This is a genomic window from Luteimonas colneyensis (assembly GCF_014836665.1).
Classification (GTDB): domain Bacteria; phylum Pseudomonadota; class Gammaproteobacteria; order Xanthomonadales; family Xanthomonadaceae; genus Luteimonas; species Luteimonas colneyensis.
Genome location: NZ_JACSQJ010000009.1, coordinates 17,604 through 35,684, shown reverse-complemented (window position 1 = coordinate 35,684; position 18,081 = coordinate 17,604). Strand labels below are relative to the sequence as shown.

17 protein-coding genes are annotated in these 18,081 nt (G+C 71.3%); 13 read left to right on the top strand and 4 right to left on the bottom strand.

What is annotated here, in order from left to right; genetic code table 11:
• Window positions 1–2,241 (bottom strand): DUF5916 domain-containing protein, encoded by a 2,241-nt coding sequence (locus tag H9645_RS13175; RefSeq protein ID WP_191730147.1) that lies wholly within the window; start codon window positions 2,239–2,241, stop codon window positions 1–3.
• A 130-nt stretch (window positions 2,242–2,371) separates the two neighbouring features.
• A complete protein-coding gene (locus tag H9645_RS13170) occupies window positions 2,372–2,884 on the bottom strand; it encodes an SET domain-containing protein (RefSeq protein ID WP_191730146.1) in 513 nt (170 codons plus the stop codon).
• Window positions 2,885–3,062: 178 nt separating this feature from the next.
• Between H9645_RS13170 and H9645_RS13165 the strand changes: the two genes are divergently transcribed.
• The 13 genes from H9645_RS13165 to H9645_RS13105 all read left to right on the top strand — a co-directional run bounded on the left by H9645_RS13165 (window position 3,063) and on the right by H9645_RS13105 (window position 16,784).
• Window positions 3,063–3,527, top strand: coding sequence for an SUF system Fe-S cluster assembly regulator (locus H9645_RS13165; RefSeq protein WP_191730145.1), 465 nt, complete (start codon window positions 3,063–3,065; stop codon window positions 3,525–3,527).
• A 17-nt stretch (window positions 3,528–3,544) separates the two neighbouring features.
• Window positions 3,545–5,017: a Fe-S cluster assembly protein SufB gene (sufB, locus tag H9645_RS13160; protein WP_191730144.1), complete on the top strand. Its 1,473-nt coding sequence runs from the start codon at window positions 3,545–3,547 to the stop codon at window positions 5,015–5,017.
• A 113-nt stretch (window positions 5,018–5,130) separates the two neighbouring features.
• Window positions 5,131–5,898 (top strand): Fe-S cluster assembly ATPase SufC, encoded by a 768-nt coding sequence (gene sufC, locus H9645_RS13155; RefSeq protein WP_191730143.1) that lies wholly within the window; start codon window positions 5,131–5,133, stop codon window positions 5,896–5,898.
• The gene (gene sufD, locus H9645_RS13150; protein WP_191730142.1) at window positions 5,898–7,169 is read left to right on the top strand and encodes a Fe-S cluster assembly protein SufD; all 1,272 of its coding nucleotides are present in this window, start codon (window positions 5,898–5,900) and stop codon (window positions 7,167–7,169) included. The genes sufC and sufD overlap by 1 nt, the downstream gene beginning before the upstream one ends.
• Before the next feature lie 71 nt (window positions 7,170–7,240).
• A complete protein-coding gene (locus tag H9645_RS13145; protein WP_318240549.1) occupies window positions 7,241–8,455 on the top strand; it encodes a cysteine desulfurase in 1,215 nt (404 codons plus the stop codon).
• 28 nt (window positions 8,456–8,483) lie between these two features.
• Window positions 8,484–9,008, top strand: a complete 525-nt coding sequence (locus tag H9645_RS13140) for a GNAT family N-acetyltransferase (protein ID WP_191730140.1) — start codon at window positions 8,484–8,486, stop codon at window positions 9,006–9,008.
• On the top strand, window positions 9,005–9,337 hold the full coding sequence (locus tag H9645_RS13135) for a non-heme iron oxygenase ferredoxin subunit (RefSeq protein ID WP_191730139.1): 333 nt from the start codon (window positions 9,005–9,007) through the stop codon (window positions 9,335–9,337). The genes H9645_RS13140 and H9645_RS13135 overlap by 4 nt, the downstream gene beginning before the upstream one ends.
• Before the next feature lie 198 nt (window positions 9,338–9,535).
• Window positions 9,536–11,914: a TonB-dependent receptor domain-containing protein gene (locus tag H9645_RS13130; RefSeq protein ID WP_191730138.1), complete on the top strand. Its 2,379-nt coding sequence runs from the start codon at window positions 9,536–9,538 to the stop codon at window positions 11,912–11,914.
• Between the two features lie 19 nt (window positions 11,915–11,933).
• Entirely contained in the window at window positions 11,934–12,575 is a 642-nt protein-coding gene (locus tag H9645_RS13125) for a PepSY-associated TM helix domain-containing protein (protein WP_191730137.1), read from the top strand.
• 25 nt (window positions 12,576–12,600) lie between these two features.
• On the top strand, window positions 12,601–13,116 hold the full coding sequence (locus H9645_RS13120) for a DUF2271 domain-containing protein (RefSeq protein ID WP_191730136.1): 516 nt from the start codon (window positions 12,601–12,603) through the stop codon (window positions 13,114–13,116).
• Between the two features lie 73 nt (window positions 13,117–13,189).
• Window positions 13,190–14,056, top strand: a complete 867-nt coding sequence (locus tag H9645_RS13115) for a DUF4198 domain-containing protein (protein ID WP_191730135.1) — start codon at window positions 13,190–13,192, stop codon at window positions 14,054–14,056.
• Window positions 14,056–15,093: an FAD:protein FMN transferase gene (locus tag H9645_RS13110; protein WP_191730134.1), complete on the top strand. Its 1,038-nt coding sequence runs from the start codon at window positions 14,056–14,058 to the stop codon at window positions 15,091–15,093. The genes H9645_RS13115 and H9645_RS13110 overlap by 1 nt, the downstream gene beginning before the upstream one ends.
• Window positions 15,090–16,784: a sulfite reductase subunit alpha gene (locus H9645_RS13105; RefSeq protein ID WP_191730133.1), complete on the top strand. Its 1,695-nt coding sequence runs from the start codon at window positions 15,090–15,092 to the stop codon at window positions 16,782–16,784. Before H9645_RS13110 ends, H9645_RS13105 begins: the two co-directional genes overlap by 4 nt.
• A 21-nt stretch (window positions 16,785–16,805) precedes the next feature.
• Here H9645_RS13105 and H9645_RS13100 read toward each other — a convergent pair whose 3' ends face one another.
• Together H9645_RS13100 and H9645_RS13095 are read right to left on the bottom strand one after the other, a co-directional pair.
• Window positions 16,806–17,438, bottom strand: coding sequence for a HutD/Ves family protein (locus H9645_RS13100; protein ID WP_191730132.1), 633 nt, complete (start codon window positions 17,436–17,438; stop codon window positions 16,806–16,808).
• 140 nt (window positions 17,439–17,578) lie between these two features.
• Window positions 17,579–17,926, bottom strand: a complete 348-nt coding sequence (locus H9645_RS13095; protein WP_191730131.1) for a ComEA family DNA-binding protein — start codon at window positions 17,924–17,926, stop codon at window positions 17,579–17,581.
• Window positions 17,927–18,081: the final 155 nt, after the last annotated feature.

Below are 18,081 nucleotides of genomic sequence, written 5' to 3'. Positions count from 1 at the left end.
CTACAGCTCGAAGCGGTAGCTCAACTTGACCATCAGCTGCTCGTCGTCGCGCAGGTCGAAGCTGTCGCGCAGTCCGTCGAACGGCTCGATCGTCCAGGGGTCCTCGCGGTAGCCGCCGCGCGCGTAGACCACGTACAGATACGACAGCGGCGCCAGCTCGTATCGGTAACGGACCTGGAAGCCAAGCGTACGCACGCTGAAGTCGTCCACCGGATCGTCGACCGCCACGGCTGCGCCGGACGGGTCCACGCGCCAGGCCTGGCGCAGCCGCGCGTCGATCGCGAGCGCCTGCAGCTTCACCCGCAGCTCCTGGCGTTCGCCGATGGCCCAGTCCAGCCCGGCATTGAACGCCAGTTCCCGCCCGTCGAACCCGCCCACCAGGTTGCCGCCCTGCCACAGCAGCCAGTCCGGCCGATGCACGGTGGAAAGGCCGGCGTGCACCCGCAGGGCATCGCTGGCGAACCAGGCCGGCTCGATCTCCAGCGCGTGGCCAAGCCGGTCGTTGCCGGCCAGGCCGTGGCTGAAGACCTCGGCCTCGACGTCCCAGGCCCAGCGCCCCTTGCGCGGGCGCCCGTACTCGAAGTACGCGCTGAAGTTCGACGGCAGCCGCAGCACGCCGTGGCCGCGGGTCAGCCGGTCGTCCACGCCCGCGCTGTTGACGTTGACCTGCGCGTACTCGTAGCTGCCGTCGCGCAGCTGGCTGTCGCGGCTCACCCGGAACTGGTGGTTGAGGCGCTCGCCATGGTCGTTGAAGGTGGAGCTCGCGCGCCAGCGCCAGTCCTTGGACGCGTAGCGCGACGCCTCCGGCAGCGACGCGAAGCGCCGCGACACCTGCCAGTGGCCGTAATTCAGGTTGTTGCGCGCCAGGTAGCCCATGTCGTTGAGCTCGAGCGCGTCGCCGAAGTGCATCGCGATCCACTGCTGGCGCCAGCCGTGCTCCATCTCGTAGTCGGCCCAGACGGTGGCGCCGAGGTCCTGGCCGTCGCCGTCCTCCCCCGGCTGACGGACATGGCTGCCGAACACCCGGCTGCGCACGTTCCAGCGCGCGCCCGGCCGCCAGTTGTGGTCGACGCCGAACACCGTGGCCTCGCGGTCCAGCCATGCCCGCTCGACGTGGGTGAGCATCATGCCCACGTCCTGCCGGCTGAAATCGCGCACCAGGCGCAGCGCGGCGAAGCTGCGCCCGGCCTCGCCCGATTCCTCGGCCGCGAACAGGCCGTACTTCGCGGCGCCGACGCTGCCGTTGAGCTTCAGCGCGGCGTCGATGTCGCCCGAGCCCAGGCCGTCGTCGGCGGGGCCGCCGATGCGGCGCGTGTACAGCAGCTGGCTGTCGTCGGACGGCGTGGTGTATTCGAACAGGCCCTGGTTCTCGGTGAAGAACGGCCGCTTGTCGCTGATGAAGGTCTCGGTGGCGCTGAAGTTGACCACCAGGTCGTCGCTTTCCACCTGCCCGAAGTCGGGATTGATCGTGGCGGTCAGCTGGAACTGTCCGCTCGGCTTCCAGAACACGTCGACGCCGGCGTTGGCATCGCCGCGCCCGCCGACGTTGTCGTACAGGCCGGAGGCATAGGGCGTGACCGCCAGCAGCGACTGGCTGTACAGCGGCACCTCCATCGCCGCGAAGTCGGACAGGAAGCGGGCGCGCTGGTAGCTGGCCGCGGGCCAGGCCACGCGCTCGCCGGTGGAGCCGACGACGCGGTCGAGGTACACCCGGAGCGTGCGCGTGCCGCCGTCCCCGCCGCGCATGGGCGCGATGTACCAGGGAATCAGCATCTCCGCCGACCAGCCTTCCCCGTCCTCCGACACGGCGTGGCGCCAGTGGCCGTCCCAGTCGTCGTTGAACTGGTTCTGGCTGGTGATCACGGCGTCGCCGACCCCGCCGGTCGAGGCGACCACGAAGTTGTAGCCGGTGCGTCCGTCGCCGTCGAAGTCGACCATCAGGTTGACCCGGTCGACCTGCTCGTCGAAGTCGCGCTGGACGCGCTGGCGGGTGCGCGGCACCGACGCCGGCTGCCGGTTGCGGAAGGCCACCGCCAGGCCCTCGGGGGTCGCCAGCACCCAGGCCTCGGTCTGCAGCGATGCCGGCTCGCCGGAGAGCGGCTGGACCTTGCGGAAGTCGACGACGTGGCGCGCCCCGGCCCACTCCGTCGGATCGATGCGGCCGTCGACCTCGATCGCCGCCGCGGGGACGGCGAGCACGGCCAGGAGGAAGGACAGCGGGGCGAAGCGGCGCGGCGTCATGCTGGCGACCGGATGGAATGCGAACCGCGTTGTACGCCCGCCGGCACCGGCCCGCGAGCGGCAAGAGTCATGCGAACCCTTGGGCCCGCCGGCGCATCGCGCGTTACCGCGAAGCGCCGGCCCGGCCGGCTCAGCGCTTGGGCTGGAGCATCGTCCCGGTGCAGTCCGGCGCGCCGCAGCGGCAGCCCCAGAGCTTCTTCAGCTTGGGCGTGTAGCGCTCCTCGAGCACGATGCCGTAGTTGTAGGTCAGCTCCTCGCCGGGCTCGATCCGGCGCAGGGCCTCGATGAAGACCTTGTCCTTGTGCCGGCGGTCGCGGTCGTCCTCCTCCACCACCGCCTCGCAGTTGGGCGCGCAGCTGTGGTTGATCCAGCGCGCGACGTTGCCGTCGATGTTGCCGTCGATGACGTAGTCGTCGTTGAGCGTGAACAGGAAGGTATGGCCGTTCTCGTCGACGTCGCCGTAGGCCTCGTCGACCTCGTCGTGGCTGCGCAGCAGGCCCTTGTAGCGGATGATGCGCTCGCCGGCCTCGATCACGTCGGTGGCGAAGACGCCGTTGCCGTGGATCTCCGAGCGGCGGGCCTCGATCTTCTTCCTCTTCTTCTTGTCCGACCTGTTCTTGTCCGACTTGTCCTTGCTGGCCATCGGCGACGTTGTCTCGCAGGGGAAAGGGGCATTGTGGCCGCGACACCCCGGACGCGCCACCGCGCCCGCGCCGCCTGCCGGCGGCGAGCGACCGGAACGCAGCGTCCAGCGGTGGGCTTGGACCCGCACGGCGCAAAAGCATACAATTTCGGTCCTGATTGAAGGACCCCACCCCGGCATGCTCCGCGTCACCCGCCTCACCGACTACGCCACCGTCGTGCTCACCGTGCTCGCGGTCGAGCCCGATCGCGTGCTCAGCGCGGCCGAGCTGGCCGAGCGCGCGGGCCTGGAGCCGCCGACGGTCAGCAAGGTGCTCCGGCCACTGGCGCAGGCCGGCCTGCTCGAGGCCTTCCGCGGCGCCCACGGCGGCTACCGCCTGTCGCGCCCTCCGGAAGACATCAGCCTGATCGCCATCGTCGAGGCCATGGAAGGTCCGCTGGCGATGACCGAATGCAGCCTCGACGACACCAGCTGCGGCATCGCCAGCCAGTGCGGCGCCCGCGCCAACTGGCGGCGCATCAACGACATCGTCGCCGACGCCCTGCGCGGCGTCAGCCTGGCGCAGATGCTGGACGCGCCGCCCCACCCCGATCCCGAGGCCGGCGGAACGCGCCGCATCCCCGCCCGCCTCGCCACCGTTTGAATACCAGGCAGCCCGCAATGGCCACCCAGATCGACACCCCCATCGAAGAACCGGTCGCGAACCGGGAGATCCACGAACAGCTCGGCCGCAAGTACGAGGCCGGCTTCGTCACCGACATCGAGTCCGACTCGCTGCCGCCCGGCCTGGACGAGGACGTGATCCGCGCGCTCTCGGCCAAGAAGGAGGAGCCGGAGTGGATGACCGAATGGCGCCTCGAAGCCTACCGCCACTGGCTGACCATGCCGGTGCCGCACTGGGCGAAGCTTTCGATCGCGCCGATCGACTTCCAGGCGCTGAGCTACTACTCCGCGCCCAAGGGTCCGAAGTACAAGTCGCTCGACGAGGTCCCGCAGGAGCTGCTCGACACCTACGACAAGCTCGGCGTGCCGCTGCACGAGCGCGCGAAGCTCGCCGGCGTGGCCGTGGACGCGGTGTTCGACTCGGTCTCGGTCGGCACCACGTTCCAGAAGGAGCTGCAGGAGAAGGGCGTGATCTTCTGCTCCATGTCCGAGGCCATCAGGAGCCATCCGGAGCTGGTGAAGAAGTACCTGGGCACCGTAGTGCCGGTGGGCGACAACTACTTCGCGGCGCTGAACTCGGCGGTGTTCTCGGACGGCTCGTTCGTGTTCATCCCGAAGGGCGTGCGCTGCCCGATGGAGCTTTCCACCTACTTCCGCATCAACGCCGGCCACACCGGCCAGTTCGAGCGCACCCTGATCATCTGCGAGGACAGGGGCCACGTCTCCTACCTCGAAGGCTGCACCGCGCCGATGCGCGACGAGAACCAGCTGCACGCCGCGGTGGTCGAGCTGGTGGCGCTGGAAGACGCGGAGATCAAGTACTCCACCGTGCAGAACTGGTACCCCGGCGACGAGAACGGCGTCGGCGGCATCTACAACTTCGTGACCAAGCGCGCCGAGTGCCGCGGCGACCGCAGCAAGGTGATCTGGACCCAGGTCGAGACCGGCTCGGCGATCACCTGGAAGTACCCGAGCTGCGTGCTGCTGGGCGACGACTCGTCGGGCGAGTTCCACTCGGTGGCGCTGACCCACCACCGCCAGCAGGCCGACACCGGCACCAAGATGATCCACCTGGGCAAGCGCACCAAGTCGAAGATCATCAGCAAGGGCATCAGCGCCGGGCGCGGCCAGAACACCTACCGCGGCCTGGTCAAGGTCGGCTCCAAGGCCGAGGGCGCGCGCAACTACACCCAGTGCGATTCCCTGCTGATCGGCAAGGAGTGCGGCGCGCACACCTTCCCCTACATCGAGGTGAAGCACCCGACGGCCACCGTCGAGCACGAGGCCACGACCTCGAAGATCAGCGACGACCAGATGTTCTATTGCCGCAGCCGCGGGCTGGGCGAGGAGGACGCCGTCAGCCTGATCGTCGACGGCTTCTGCAAGCAGGTGTTCCGCGAGCTGCCGATGGAGTTCGCGGTGGAGGCGAAGAAGCTGCTGGAAGTGAGCCTCGAGGGCTCGGTGGGCTGAGACCGGGCGGTCGCGGGTGCGGCTGCCGCGAGGGCGGGTCGCAGCTGTAGCTGCTCCTACAGGAATCGGGAGGTCGGTCGGTTGGCCGGTCGTCCCAGACACGAGAGAACGAAATGCTGAAGATCGACAACCTGCACGCCACCGTCGGCGGCGACCGCGAAATCCTCAAGGGCCTCTCGCTGGAGGTGAAGCCCGGCGAGGTGCACGCCATCATGGGCCCCAACGGCGCCGGCAAGTCCACGCTGGGCAACATCATTTCCGGGCGTGACGGCTACGAGGTCACCGACGGCAGCGTCGCCTTCGAGGGCGCCGACCTGCTGGCGCTGGAGCCCGAGGAGCGCGCCGCCGCCGGCGTCTTCCTCGCCTTCCAGTACCCGGTCGAGATCCCGGGCGTCAACAACACCTACTTCCTGCGCAGCGCGCTCAACGCGCAGCGCAAGGCGCGCGGCCAGGACGAGCTGGACTCGATGCAGTTCCTGAAGGTGGTGCGCGAGAAGCTCGGCGTGCTGCACCTCGACGACAAGCTGCTGCACCGCGGCGTCAACGAAGGCTTCAGCGGCGGCGAGAAGAAGCGCAACGAGATCTTCCAGATGGCGGTGCTGGAGCCGAAGCTGGCGATCCTGGACGAGACCGACTCCGGACTCGACATCGACGCCCTGCGCCAGGTCGCCGACGGCGTCAACGCGCTGCGCTCGCCCGAGCGCGCCTTCCTGGTGATCACCCACTACCAGCGCCTGCTCGAGTACATCAAGCCGGACTTCGTGCATGTGCTGGCCGACGGCCGCATCGTCGAGTCCGGCGGCCCGGAGCTGGCCCTGCAGCTGGAAGCCCAGGGCTACGAATGGCTGCGCGAGCGCAAGGTACCGGAGGCGGTGGCGTAATGGCGACCCTGCTCGATTCGCTGGCCGCGGGCTTCAGCGGTGGTGGCGCACGCCGCGCCGCGATGGAGGCCGCGCTGCGCGACGGCCTGCCGCATGCGCGCAGCGAGGCCTGGAAGTACACCTCGCTGCGCCAGCTCGAGCGCCGCGGCTTCTCGCCGGTACCGCTACCCCACGCCGGCGTCGACCCGGCGCTGATCGCCGACATCCCGGCGCCGCGCCTGGTGTTCGTCAACGGTCGCCATGATGCGGCGCTGTCCGATCTGTCCGGCCTGCCCGAGGGCGCGCGCCTGCTGACCATGGCCCAGGCGCTTGCCGATCCCGACCCGCGCGAAAGCAACGTGCTCGCACGCAGCTATGAGCGCGCGGACGAAGTCTTCGCCCGCCTCAACGCCGCGCTCGCCGACGACGGCGCGGTGCTGCGCATCGCCGAGGGCGTGGCGGTGGAGGCGCCGGTGCACCTGGTCTTCATCGGCCTGCCCGCCGAAGGCGACCTCGCCTGGCACGCGCGCCACCTGGTCGAGCTGCGCCGCGGCGCGTCGGCCACGGTGATCGAGCACCACGTCGCCGGCGGCGGGCATGCCCACCTCGGCAACGCCATCGCCCACGTGCACCTGGCCGCGAACGCCTCGCTGCGCCACGCCCGCGTGCAGGACGAGTCGGACCGCGCGACGCTGTTCACCCGCACCGACGCCGTGCTCGCGCGCGAGTCCAGCTACCGCCGCCTCGATCTCGAACTGGGCGGCGCGCTGTCGCGCCACGAGCTCAACGTGCGCCTGGAAGGCGAGAATGCCGAACTGGTCGCCAACGGCGTGCTGCTGGCCTCGGGCCGGCGCCACCTCGACACCCGCCTGGGCATCGACCACATCGCCCGCGACACCCGCTGCGAGCTGGGCTGGCGCGGCATGGCCGCCGGCCGCGGCCGCGCGGTCTTCCACGGCGGCATCGAGATCCGCGAGGGCGCCGACGGCACCGATGCGAAGCTGTCGAACAAGAACCTGCTGCTGTCCGACACCGCCGAGATCGACACCCAGCCGGTGCTGGTGATCCACGCCGACGAGGTGACCGCCGCGCACGGCGCGACCGTCGGCCAGCTGGATGAGAACGCCATGTTCTACCTGCGCTCGCGCGGCCTGCCCGAGGACGAGGCGCGGGCGCTGCTGACCGCGGCCTTCGTGCGCGAGCCGCTGGTGTCGGTGGTGGAGACGCCGGCGATCCGCGAGCGGCTGGAGGCCTGGCTGGACCGGGCGATCGCGGCGCAGGCGCTGGCATGAGCGTGCCCGGCGAGGCGCGCCCCCATCCCGGCCTTCCCCCGCAGTCGGGGAACGGGGCGTCGGGGTCCGGGGTGGACTGGAACAGGGTCCGCGGGGATTTCCCGCTGCTTGCGCGCGAGGTCCACGGCAAGCCGCTGGTCTACCTCGACTCGGCCAACACCGGGCAGAAGCCGGCGGCGGTGATCGAGGCCGTCGACACCTTCTACCGCCGCCACAACGCCAACGTCAGCCGCGCCGTGCACCAGCTCGGCAGCGAGGCCACCGAGGCCTACGAGGGCGCGCGGGCGAAGCTGGCGCGCTTCCTCAACGTGCGCGCCGACGACCTGGTGCTCACCAGCGGCACCACCTTCGCGATCAACCTGGTGGCGTACTCCTGGGCGCTGCCGCGGCTGGAGGCCGGCGACGTCATCCTGCTCACGCGCATGGAGCACCACGCCAACATCGTGCCCTGGCAGCTGGTGGCGCAGCGCACCGGCGCGCGCATCGACGTGGTCGAGCTGCTGCCCGATGGCCGCCTCGACCTGGACATGCTGCGCGCGAAGATGACCGGCGCTGTGAAGCTGCTCGCGGTCGGCCACGTCAGCAACGTGCTCGGCACCGTCAATCCGGTCGCCGACATCTGTCGGGAGGCACGCAAGCGCGGCATCGTCACCGTGGTCGACGGCTCGCAGGCGCTGCCGCACCGTCCGGTCGACGTCGCTGCCATCGGCTGCGACTTCTATGCGCTCACCGGCCACAAGATGTGCGCGCCGACCGGCACCGGCGCGCTGTGGGCGCGGCGCGAGCACCTGGAGGCCATGCCGCCCTTCATCGGTGGCGGCGAGATGATCAGGGAAGTGCGGCTGGACGGCGGCACCGTGTTCAACGACCCGCCGCGCAAGTTCGAGGCCGGCACGCCCAACATCGCCGGCTTCGTCGGCCTGGGCGCGGCGGTCGACTATCTGTCGACCCTGGGCATGGAGCACGTGGAAGCACGCGAACAGGCGCTCCTGGCGCACCTGGACGAGGAGTTCGCCAAGGTCGACGGCCTGCGCGTGTTCGGCACCGCGCCCGGCAAGGCGGCGGTGGTGTCGTTCGCGATCGACGGCGTGCATTCGCACGACCTCGCCACCCTGCTCGACCTGGAAGGCGTGGCGGTACGCTCCGGCCAGCACTGCGCGCATCCGCTGCTGGAGTGGCTGGGGGTCACCGCGACCTGCCGCGCGTCGCTGGCCTTCTACAACACCCACGACGAGATCGACGCCTTCATCGCCGCCCTGCACAAGGTGCGCCGGCTGCTGGCGTGAGGCCGCCGGGGGCCGGCACAATCGCGGCATGACCGACCTGCACTTCCGCGCCGCCACCGACGCCGACATCGACGCCATCGTGCAGCTGGTGACCCGCGCCTACCGCGGCGACGCCAGCCGCGCCGGCTGGACCACCGAGGCCGACCTGCTCGACGGCGAGCGCATCGACGCCGACGTGCTGCGCGCGGACATCGGCCGCCCCGGCAGCCGCGTGGTGCTGGGCCTGCGCGGTTCCGAGCTGCTGGCCTGCGCCCACGTCGCGGACCTCGGCGAGCGCGGCTACTTCGGCATGTTCGCGGTCGAGCCGGCCTGCCAGGGCGGCGGCATCGGCCGTGCGACGCTGGCCGAGTGCGAGCGCATCGCCCGCGACGAGTGGCGACTGCCGAAGATGCAGATGACCGTGATCGACCTGCGCGACGAGCTGATCGCGTGGTACCAGCGGCTGGGCTACCGGCGCACCGGCGTCCACCACCCCTTCCCCTATGGCGACATCCGCTTCGGCATCCCGAAGCGCGGCGACCTGCGCTTCGAGGTCCTGGAGAAAACCCTGTGAGCGACGTCTGGACCTTCGTTTGCGCCAGCGCCGAGCTGCTGCCCGGCGAGATGCGCGGCGCCTTCGACGAGGTCACCGGTACCCCGATCCTGGTGCTCAACCTCGACGGCGAACTCTATGCGCTCGAGGACGTCTGCAGCCACGAGGACTTCGAGCTGTCGGCCGGCGCCTTCGACCCCGCCAGCGGCACCATCGAATGCGTGCTGCACGGTGCGAAGTTCGACGTCCGCGACGGCCGTGCGCTCTGCGCCCCGGCCTACGAGCCGGTGGCGAAGTTCCCGGTGAAACGGGAACACGACGGCATCTGGACCCGCGACGACCGGGGCTGACCGCCGCCACCCGTCCGGCGGCGCCCCCGGCGCCCGGATGGAATCAAGAATCCGTTGCACATGCTAATGGTTCTCATTAAGATGCAGGCCATTCATGGAGCCGCCCGGCCGCCTGCAGACCCGGCGACCCTCCACGCGTCCAGCCGCCGCCAGTGACGCGGGCCCGCCAAGAACCCCGCTTCGGAGCATCCCCGTCCCATGTCCAACCACGCCGCCCGCCCTGCGCGACGTGCGCCCGCGCGCACCCTGCTGTCCACCTCGATCGCCCTGCTGCTGCCGCTGTCACAGGCCATGGCGCAGGACGCCATGCCCGACGGTGGCGCCGATGCCACCGACTTCGACACCATCGTGGTCACGGCTGCCGGGTTCGAGCAGAAGATCACCGACGCGCCCGCCAGCATCAGCGTCATCACCCGCGAGGACCTGTCCACGCGCCCCTACGTGACCCTGACCGACGCCGTGCGCGACCTCGAGGGCATCGACGTCGGCGAGACCTCGGACAAGACCGGGCAGAAGACCGTCAGCATGCGCGGCATGGGGCCTGACTACACGTTGATCCTCATCGACGGCAAGCGCCAGAACAACCACGGCGACATCTATCCCAACAACTTCGGCGGCAACCAGTTCAACCACGTGCCGCCGCTGGACATGATCGAGCGCATCGAAGTGATCCGCGGCCCGGCGTCGACGCTGTATGGGGCGGACGCGCTGGGCGGCGTGATCAACATCATCACGCGCAAGGTCGGCCATCGCTGGATGGGCTCGGCCACCGCTTCGCACAACCTGCAGGAAAACGACGACTTCGGCAGCGACAGCACCTTCGATTTCGCGGTGATGGGGCCGCTGGTCGAGGACACGCTGGGCCTGGCCGTGCGCGGCTCCTGGTACGACCGCAATTCGTCCACTCCCGAGTACGAAGTGATCACCGCGCCCGACGGCACGGAGTTCGAGCGCTCGCTGGGCTTCGGCGGCGGCGGCAAGACGGTCGACAACACCAATAAGAGCGCCGGCGTGACCCTGAGCTGGACGCCCGGCGAGTTCCAGAGCGTGGTGTTCGAGTACGACCGCTCCGAGCAGGTGTACGACAACACGCCCTACCTCAACAACCTCGGCACCGAGACCTACCCGCTGGGGACCGTGGACGGGCTGGGGGGCATCTGGCGGTCGCCACCGCGCGTGGGCTACGCCGCCGACCAGGAGTTCACCCGCGACCAGTGGTCGCTGACCCACCAGGGGCAGTGGGAGTTCGGCAACAGCTTCCTGTCGCTGTCGCACATCGAGACCGCCAACCACGGCCGCACCCTGCCCTTCACCGTGGCCGAGCGCCTGCTGCACGACGACATCTACTGTGGCAATGCCATCGTCTGCGACACCGGCCCGTACGCCGGCCTCGGGCGCGACGAGCGCCAGCAGCTGGCCATCCACACCTTCCTGCCGCGCCCAAAGCGCACCATGGAGAGCCGCCAGTACACGCTGGACGGCAAGCTCGACTTCGCGCTGGGCGCGAACCACCATGTGATCGTCGGCGGCCAGGTCATCGACGGCGAGCTGGAGGACGGCGTGTTCGGCATGGAGGGTGGCGGCGACGGCGCCGGCACCGTCCAGGAGCACCGGATGTGGTCGGTGTTCGCGGAGGACAACTGGACCCCGGTCGACGCACTCACCATCACCCTGGGCGTGCGCCACGACGACCACAACATGTTCGGCAGCCACCTGAGCCCGCGCGCGTACGCGGTGTGGGACCTGGCCGAGGACTGGACCCTGAAGGGCGGCGTCAGCACGGGCTACAAGACGCCCAAGACCACCGACCTGTACGACGGCATCATCGGCTTCGGCGGCCAGGGCACCTCGCCCTTCGTCGGCAACCCCGACCTCGAGCCGGAGACCAGCGTCAACACCGAGGTCGCGCTGTACTGGACCGCGCCCGACGGCGAACACAACTTCAACATCACCGTCTTCCGCAACGACTTCGACGACAAGATCGCCCGCGGCGAGACCAGCCTGAGCTGCGAGCAGACCGGCGGCGTGCGCCCCTGCGCCAACCTCGGCGACTTCGCGCTGCTCGGCTACACGACCTATGCGCAGAACATCAACATCGACGAGGTGCGCGTGCAGGGCGCCGAAGTCGCCGGCCGCTGGGGCATCAGCGAGGCCTGGTCGCTGCGCGCCAACTACACCTTCACCGACAGCGAGCAGCTGAGCGGCGAGCAGGAGGGCCTGCCGCTGACCAACACCGCGAAGCACATGGTCAACGCCAGCATCAACTGGCAGGCCACCGATGACTTCAGCCTGCAGCTGTCGTCGGAGACCCGCTCCAAGCGCTACCGCGACGTGATCGACGGCGTCCGCCACGACTACGAGGACTACACCGTCCTCCACCTCGGCGCGCAGTACCGCTTCAGCGACAATGTCCGCCTCAACGCGCGCATCAACAACCTGCTCGACGAGGACTTCACCAGCTTCCGCACCGTGTGGACGCAGGACGCGAACGGCGCCTACACGCCCACCTATTTCGACGACTACAACAACAAGGACAAGTCGCGGAACCTGTGGCTCAGCCTGAACGTGCAGTTCTGACCCGCGACGCCGGCCCTCGATGACCCGACCCTCCGTACCTTCCGGCAATGCCGCGGCCCAGCGCCGCGGCTTCTGGCTGCGCACCCTGCACCAGTGGCACTGGATCAGCTCGGCGGTGTGCCTGGTCGGCATGCTGCTGTTCGCGGTCACCGGGATCACGCTCAACCACGCCGCGAAGATCGAGGGCAGCCCGGAGGTCGACAACCGCCAGCTCGAGCTGCCCGCGGAGCTCCTGCCCCATCTCGACGCCCACGCCGAAGGCAACGCACCGCTGCCGCGCGAGCTCGAGCGCTGGCTGCGCGACGAGCTGGGCGCACCCACCGGCGGCCGCGAAGCCGAGTGGTCGGAGGACGAGGTCTACCTGTCGATGCCCGGCCCCGGCCGCGACGCCTGGCTGGCGATCGACAAGGCCGGCGGCACGGTGGAGTACGAACGCACCGACCGCGGCTGGATCTCCTACCTCAACGACCTGCATAAGGGCCGCAATTCGGGGCCGGCCTGGGGCTGGTTCATCGACGTCTTCGCCATCGCCTGCATCGTGTTCACGCTGACCGGGCTGTTCCTGCTGCAGATGCACGCCCGGCAGCGGCCCGGCACCTGGCCCTGGGTGGGCCTGGGACTGGTGGTCCCCGTGCTGCTGGCGCTGCTGTTCATCCATTGACCCACATCAACCCAGGAACCCGCACATGCGCATTCCCCTGACCATCGTCCTCAGCGGCCTGCTGGCCACGCCGGCCTACGCGGCGGAGCTGACCGTCGAGGTCGAGGTGCCGTCGATGTCCGTCGCCGAGTACCACCGGCCCTACGTCGCGGTCTATGTCGAAGGCGCCGACGGCAAGGCCGCGGCCGACCTGTCGGTCTGGTACATGATGAAGGACACCGCCGAAGGCCACGGCACCAAGTGGCTGCCCGACCTGCGCCAGTGGTGGCGCAAGTCGGGGCGCACGCAGCAGATGCCGGTGGACGGCGTCAGCGGGCCGACCCGGCCCGCGGGCCGCCACGCGCTGAAGTTCAACGCCCGCGATCCGCGGCTGTCCGGCCTCGCGCCCGGGCGCTACAGCGTGGTGGTCGAGGCCGTGCGCGAAGTCGGCGGCCGCGAGCTGCTGAAGATTCCCTTCGACTGGCCGGCCACGACCGCGCAGTCGGGCAAGGCCCAGGGCAAGACCGAACTCGGCGCGGTGAGCCTCGCCATCCGGCCCTGACGCCCGCCCGCACGACGCGCCGGCCGCACGCCGCGCCGGCGACTCCACCGCATTCCCTTCCGGAGACATGATGATGAAGAAGACCCTCGCACTCGCGCTCGCCCTGGCCGCCGCGCTGCCCATGGCCGCCTCGGCGCACAAGCAGTGGATCATCCCCTCGCAGGCCGTCGTCGCCGGCGGCGACGTCTGGGTGACCTTCGACGCCGCGGTGTCCAACCAGCTGTTCTTCCCCGACCACGTGCCGATGCGCCTGGACGGCATCACCGTGACCACGCCCGACGGCAGCCGCGCGGAGCTGGCCAACGGCGCCACCGGCAAGTTCCGCAGCACCTTCGACGTGCAGCTCGCGCAGCAGGGCACCTACCGCATCGCCAATGCCGGCAGCGGCATGTCGGCGCGTTGGGACACGGCCGAGAGCCTGGCCGCGAAGGCGAAGGCCGAGGCCGACGGCACGCCGCCCGGCCCGGCCGCGCGCGGCGGCTTCCTGCGCAGTGCCACCGCCGAGGACCTGGCCACCAAGGTGCCGAAGGACGCCCGCAACCTCGAAGTCACCGAGACCGTCCGCCGCGTCGAAACCTTCGTCACCAATGGCGCGCCGAACACCACCGCGCTGGCCCCGACCGGCCAGGGCATCGAGCTGGAGCCGGTGACCCATCCCAACGATCTGTTCGCGGGCGAGGAGGCGACCTTCCGCATCCTGGTCGACGGCAAGCCGGCGGCAGGCCTCGAGTTCGAGATCGTCCGCGGCGGCACCCGCTACCGCAACGCCCAGGACGACATCGCCGCGACCACCGACGCCGAGGGCCTGCTGCGCGTGACCTGGCCGGAAGCCGGCATCTACTGGCTGGAGACCGGCCTGCAGGACGACCAGGCCAGCCTGCCGCAGGCCACCGGCCGCCGCCTCGGCTACGTCGCCACCCTGGAAGTGCTGCCGCAGTAATGGGCCCGCACGGCGCCGTCGATGCGCGCCGCGCCCTCGCGGTGCACGCGCTGGGCGGCGCCACCATGGGCACGCGCTGGCACGCCTCGGTCGCGGCTGCGCCGGGCGCGGACCTGCATCCGCTACACGACGGCGTCCAGGCCTGCCTGGACCGCGTGGTCGCGCAGATGAGCACCTGGGAGCGCGACTCCGACATCAGCCTCTACAACCGTGCACCCGCCGGCAGCTGGCAGGCGCTGCCGCAGCAGTTCTTCGACGTGCTGCGCGAGGCGCTGGCGATCGCCGCCGCCAGCGAGGGCGCGTTCGACCCGAGCGTGGGTCCGCTGGTCGAGGCCTGGGGCTTCGGCCCCGGCGGCGACGGCGGGCGCGTGCCGGACGAAGAGGCGCTGGCGCAGGCGCGCGCGCGCACGGGCTGGCAGCGGATCGCGCTCGATCCGGTGGGCCAGCGGGTGCTGCAGCCCGGCGGCACCGCCCTCGACCTGTCCGGCATCGCCAAGGGCCATGGCGTGGATGCCGTGGTGGACTGGCTGCAGGCCCGGGGCGTGCCCGCCGCGCTGGTCGAGGTCGGCGGCGAGCTGCGTGGCTACGGCCGCAAGCCGGACGGCAGCGCGTGGAAGGTACTGGCCGAGGCCTGGCCGGACGCCGACAGGGACGGCGACGGCGACGGCGGCGATGCCGGGGCCCCCGGCGACGCGCAGCGGGACGCCGCCGCAGCCTGCGTGATCGAGCTCGACGACGCCGCGGTCGCCACCTCGGGCGATCACTGGCACCGCTTCGAACACGGCGGCCGCCTGTATTCGCACACGATCGACCCGCGCAGCGGCGCGCCCGTCGCGCACGCGCCGGCGGCGGTCACCGTGGTCGTCGGCACAGCGCTGGCCGCCGACGCCTGGGCCACCGCGCTGACCGTGCTGGGACCCGACGCGGGCCTGGCGCTGGCACAGGCGCGGGGCCTCGCCGCACGCTGGGTGATGCGCGCGGCCGACGGCCTCCGCGTGCAGGCGACCGACGCCTTCCTGCAGCGGCTGGCCCCGTGACCGGCGCGCGCACCTCCACCGCCGCACGCGCGGCGCAGGCCGGCGTGCTGCTGGCGCTGGGCGCGGCCGCGCTCGCCTTCCTGCCCCTGCACGAAGAGACCTGGTGGCCGGGATACCCGACCGGCGGACGCGGCGTCGCCGCCGCCCTGGTCGCACTGGCCTGGCTGCTGGCCAGCGCCGCCACCGTGCTGCGCGCACGCGGCGCCGCCCGCGCGGACGCCGCGACGGCGGCAGCCGATGCGGGCCTGCCGGCGGCCGGCGAGTGGCTCGTGGTCCACGCCAGCCAGACCGGCCAGGCCGCGGAGATCGCACAGCGCACGGCCACGTCGCTGCAGGCCGCCGGCCTGGAGGCGCGCACCCGCGACATCGCATCGCTGGACGCCAAGACCCTGGCGGCCGTGCGGCAGGTGCTGTTCATCGCAAGCACCACCGGCGAGGGCGATCCGCCCGACGCCGCCGCCGGCTTCATCGGCGCCTGCATGCGCGACGACGCCCGCCTGCCCGGGCTGCGCTACGCCGTGCTGGCGCTCGGCGACCGTGGCTACCGCAACTACTGCGCCTTCGGGCACGCGCTCGACCAGTGGCTGCGCCAGTCCGGGGCAAGCCCGCTGTTCGACCTGGTCGAAGTCGACAATGGCGATCCGGCGGCGCTGCGCCACTGGCAGCATCACCTGGGCGTTGCCGCCGGCGCCCCCGCCCTGCCCGACTGGACGCCGGTGGCCTACCAGGCCTGGACCCTGGCGCAGCGCCGCGAGCTCAATCCGGGCAGCGAGGGCGAACCGGTGTTCGAACTGCGCCTGCTGCCGCCGGACGGATCGGCCGGCGCCTGGCGCGCCGGTGACATCGCCGAGGTCGGCCCCCGCCAGGTACCCGCCGCGGTGGCCGCCCTGCTGGCCGCGGCGGGCCTCGACGCCGCCTCGCCGGTACGCGTCGGCGAGGCCACGCGCACGCTTGGCGCGCAGCTCTCGCGCTCGCAGCTCCCGCCTGCCGACGATCTCCGCGGGCTGGACGCCCAGGCGGTGGCCGACCGGCTGCAGCCCCTGCCCTCGCGCGAGTACTCGATCGCGTCCATCCCCGGCGAAGGCAGCCTGCGCCTGCTGCTGCGGCGCATGCTGCGCCCCGACGGCACGCCCGGCGTCGGCAGCGGCTGGCTGTGCGACCACGTGCAGCCAGGCGGCGACGTCGACCTGCGCATCCGCGCCAACCCCGGCTTCCACGGCCCGCCGGCCACCACGCCAATGCTGCTGGTCGGCAACGGCACCGGCATCGCCGGCCTGCGCGCGCACCTGGCCGAGCGCCAGGCCAGCCGCCAGGCGCGCAGCTGGCTGCTGTTCGGCGAGCGCCACGGCGACCGCGACTTCCACCAGCGCGACGACATCCTGCGCTGGCTCGGCGAGGGCGGACTCGAGCGCCTGGACCTGGCCTTCTCGCGCGGTACCGGGGGCAGCGGCGTTCCCGCCGATGCGCTGTCTTCCGGCCGCGCGACGGTGCACTGCGGCTACGTGCAGGACGCGCTCCGCGCCGAAGCCTCCCGCCTGCGCGACTGGGTCGACGCGGGCGCGGCCATCCTGGTCTGCGGCAGCCTCCAGGGCATGGCCTCGGGCGTCGATGGCGCGCTGCGCGAAATCCTCGGCGACACATGCGTCGACGGCCTGCTGGCCGCCGGCCGCTACCGCCGCGACGTCTACTGAGCGACGTCTATTGAGCGACGTCTATTGAGCGACGCCGGCGCCGGCACCGGAGCCCGCCGCGACCTGCACCAGCAGCAGCTCGCCGCTGCCTTCCAGCATGTGCCGGCTGCGCGCGTGCGAGGCGTCGAGCAGGACGCTGTCACCGCGCTCGAGCAGCGGCGCCGCGCGTCCGCCATCCAGCATCGCCTGGCCGGCCATGACGTGCACCGCCCAGCAGTCCCCGGGTTCGGCGAACAGCAGCATCGACCCCACCAGCGGGCGGTGCCACAGCCGCGGTGCAGCGCGTGCGGGACGCCACATCAGGTTGAACACCTCGGCCCGGCCTGACTGCAGGCGCGCGGTGACCGGGACCTCGCCGCCGAAGCGCTGGCGGCCGTGCGGCGGCAGCAGCGGTCGCAGGTCGCCGTGGCCGAAGTCCAGCACCAGGCCATCGCCCGATAGCAGCACCTGCTCGCGATCGGTGCCGGGGAAGGCCGAGTACGCGGCATCGGCCTCGATCTCGGCGATCGACAGCCGCCAGTCCCAGCCATCCCCGCCCGGACCCTCTGACCCGGCCGCATGGATCTCCCGCGTCCAGCCGAGGCCGTTGCGCCAGCGCAGGCGCCGGTACCCGCACGCGGGGAGATGCCGCACGGAATCGACGTCGCTGCGCATCCGAGAAGTGTAGCCGTGCACGAGGCGCGGGACGCCTCCATGCGTCCCGGACCTCGTCCATGGCCGGGGACACGGCACGCGATGTCGCGCCGCGCCACCGCCCTCCCGGCGCGTCCCTGCGCCGGATGCATTCCCGGGCGTCAGGACTTGCCGGGCGCACCCGTGGCCGCGGACTTCGCCGCGGGCCGGGCTGCGGCCGCCGGCTTGCCCGCCGCGCCGCCACCCACCACGATCCGGTCGCGGTTGCGCTCCACCGTCTTCAGGCCCACGCCCTTGACCTTGACCAGCTCGTCGGCGCTCTTGAAGGCGCCGTTGGCCTTGCGGTAGGCGACGATGGCCTCGGCCTTGGACATGCCGATGTTGACCATGACCCGCTCGATGGTCGCGGCGTCGGCGGTGTTGATGTTGACCTTCTCGCTGGCGAAGGCGCTGCCGGCCATCAGCAGCGACAGCAGCACGGGGGCAAGCACGGATTTCAGGGGCTTCATGGCGCTCTCCTTGCGTTGTGGATTCCGTTGACCGCCGGGGCCTTCCTGGCACCGGCGCGGCCAGTCTCCGACGCGTTCCCGGGGCCGCGGCATCGCCGCAATGCCCGCCGGCCTGCCAGTCGCCGGCGCCACGGGCTGTCCGGAAAGGCCGACGC

What these genes read in the sequence shown, in the direction of transcription:
- H9645_RS13175 (WP_191730147.1), bottom strand. Translation starts at nt 2,241, where the DNA reads ATGACGCCGCGCCGCTTCGCCCCGCTGTCCTTCCTCCTGGCCGTGCTC.
- H9645_RS13170 (WP_191730146.1), bottom strand. Translation starts at nt 2,884, where the DNA reads ATGGCCAGCAAGGACAAGTCGGACAAGAACAGGTCGGACAAGAAGAAG.
- H9645_RS13165 (WP_191730145.1), top strand. Translation starts at nt 3,063, where the DNA reads ATGCTCCGCGTCACCCGCCTCACCGACTACGCCACCGTCGTGCTCACC.
- sufB (WP_191730144.1), top strand. Translation starts at nt 3,545, where the DNA reads ATGGCCACCCAGATCGACACCCCCATCGAAGAACCGGTCGCGAACCGG.
- sufC (WP_191730143.1), top strand. Translation starts at nt 5,131, where the DNA reads ATGCTGAAGATCGACAACCTGCACGCCACCGTCGGCGGCGACCGCGAA.
- sufD (WP_191730142.1), top strand. Translation starts at nt 5,898, where the DNA reads ATGGCGACCCTGCTCGATTCGCTGGCCGCGGGCTTCAGCGGTGGTGGC.
- H9645_RS13140 (WP_191730140.1), top strand. Translation starts at nt 8,484, where the DNA reads ATGACCGACCTGCACTTCCGCGCCGCCACCGACGCCGACATCGACGCC.
- H9645_RS13130 (WP_191730138.1), top strand. Translation starts at nt 9,536, where the DNA reads ATGTCCAACCACGCCGCCCGCCCTGCGCGACGTGCGCCCGCGCGCACC.
- H9645_RS13125 (WP_191730137.1), top strand. Translation starts at nt 11,934, where the DNA reads ATGACCCGACCCTCCGTACCTTCCGGCAATGCCGCGGCCCAGCGCCGC.
- H9645_RS13120 (WP_191730136.1), top strand. Translation starts at nt 12,601, where the DNA reads ATGCGCATTCCCCTGACCATCGTCCTCAGCGGCCTGCTGGCCACGCCG.
- H9645_RS13115 (WP_191730135.1), top strand. Translation starts at nt 13,190, where the DNA reads ATGAAGAAGACCCTCGCACTCGCGCTCGCCCTGGCCGCCGCGCTGCCC.
- H9645_RS13110 (WP_191730134.1), top strand. Translation starts at nt 14,056, where the DNA reads ATGGGCCCGCACGGCGCCGTCGATGCGCGCCGCGCCCTCGCGGTGCAC.
- H9645_RS13100 (WP_191730132.1), bottom strand. Translation starts at nt 17,438, where the DNA reads ATGCGCAGCGACGTCGATTCCGTGCGGCATCTCCCCGCGTGCGGGTAC.
- H9645_RS13095 (WP_191730131.1), bottom strand. Translation starts at nt 17,926, where the DNA reads ATGAAGCCCCTGAAATCCGTGCTTGCCCCCGTGCTGCTGTCGCTGCTG.